This is a genomic window from Mycolicibacterium houstonense (assembly GCF_900078665.2).
Taxonomy (GTDB): Bacteria; Actinomycetota; Actinomycetes; order Mycobacteriales; family Mycobacteriaceae; genus Mycobacterium; species Mycobacterium houstonense.
Genome location: NZ_LT546207.1, coordinates 5,519,419 through 5,520,985 on the forward strand (window position 1 = coordinate 5,519,419; position 1,567 = coordinate 5,520,985).

The window sequence follows — 1,567 nt, forward strand, 5'->3', positions numbered from 1 at the left end:
GCGGTGCTGGAGCACCTGCTGCGACGCGCCACCGCCGACACCGCGCAGCGGCTGCTGGGCGGCATCGACGTCGCCTCGCTGGTGGCCGCCGTCGAGGAAGGCTCCCCGGTGACCACCGGTGAGCGGGTGTCGGCCAAGGACGTTCTGGCGGCGCTGCCCGATCTGCCTGTCATCGACACCCTGGCTTCCCGGGTGGGGGCGGTGTCGGTCGGTCAGCGCGCTGCCGCCGTCGAATTGGCCTTGGAGGCGCTGTATCTGGCCAAGCGTGTGGACAAGGTGACCGGGGAGGGCGAGACGGTCTATGGCTGATCTGGGGGCCAGGGGGCCTCGGGGACATTCGCACACCTCGCGGTACTCGCGATACACCGGTGGCCCCGACCCGCTGGCACCGCCGATCGATCTGCGCGATGCACTGGAGCAGATCGGTCAGAGCGTCATGGAGGGCAGCTCGCCGCGGCGCGCCCTCTCGGAGCTGATGCGCCGCGGTACCGAGGGCATGCGCGGCACCGACCGGCTGGCCGCCGAGGCCAACCGGAAGCGTCGAGAGTTGTTGCAGCGGCACAACCTCGACGGCACGCTGCAGGAGATCAAGAAGCTGCTCGACGAGGCCGTGCTCGCCGAGCGCAAGGAACTGGCCCGGGCGTTGGACGACGACGCGCGGTTCGGCGAACTGCAACTCGACGCGCTCTCGCCGTCACCGGCCAAGGCGGTGCAGGAGCTCGCCGACTACGACTGGCGCAGCCCCGAGGCGCGGCAGAAGTATGACGAGATCAAGGACCTGCTGGGCCGGGAGATGCTGGATCAGCGTTTCGCCGGCATGAAGGAGGCATTGGAGAACGCCACCGACGAGGACCGGCAGCGGGTCAACGACATGCTCGACGACCTCAACGATCTGCTCGACAAGCATGCTCGCGGGGAGGACACCCCGCAGGACTTTCAAGACTTCATGGACAAGCACGGCGAGTACTTCCCGGAGAAGCCGCGCAACATCGACGAGCTGCTCGACTCGCTGGCCCAACGGGCCGCGGCCGCGCAGCGGTTCCGCAACAGTCTCTCGGCCGAGCAGCGGGCCGAGCTGGATGCCCTGGCGCAGCAGGCTTTCGGTTCGCCGTCGCTGATGAACGCGCTCAACCGGCTCGACGCGCACCTCCAGTCTGCCCGGCCCGGGGAGGACTGGACCGGCTCGGAGCGGTTCTCCGGCGGTGACCCGTTGGGCATGGGAGAGGGCGCCCAGGCGATGTCCGACATCGCCGAGCTCGAGCAGCTGGCCGACGCGCTGTCGCAGAGCTACGCCGGCGCGTCGATGGACGATGTCGATCTCGAGTCGCTGGCCCGCCAGCTCGGGGACGACGCGGCGATCGATGCCCGCACCCTGTCCGAGTTGGAGAAAGCCCTGGTGAACCAGGGCTTCATCGACCGCGGCTCCGATGGGCAGTGGCGGCTCTCGCCCAAGGCCATGCGCCAGCTCGGCCAGACCGCGTTGCGCGATGTGGCACAACGACTTTCGGGGCGCCACGGCGAGCGGGACACCCGCAGGGCCGGCGCGGCCGGGGAATTGACCGGCGCG

The 1,567-nt window shown here is 69.8% G+C and carries 2 pseudogenes; both read left to right on the forward strand.

Annotated features, from left to right (window positions below):
- A pseudogene (locus tag BN4332_RS27860) lies at positions 1 to 309 on the forward strand (magnesium chelatase); the annotation flags it as partial.
- A pseudogene (locus BN4332_RS27865) lies at positions 302 to 1,567 on the forward strand (hypothetical protein); the annotation flags it as partial. The pseudogenes BN4332_RS27860 and BN4332_RS27865, both read left to right, overlap by 8 nt.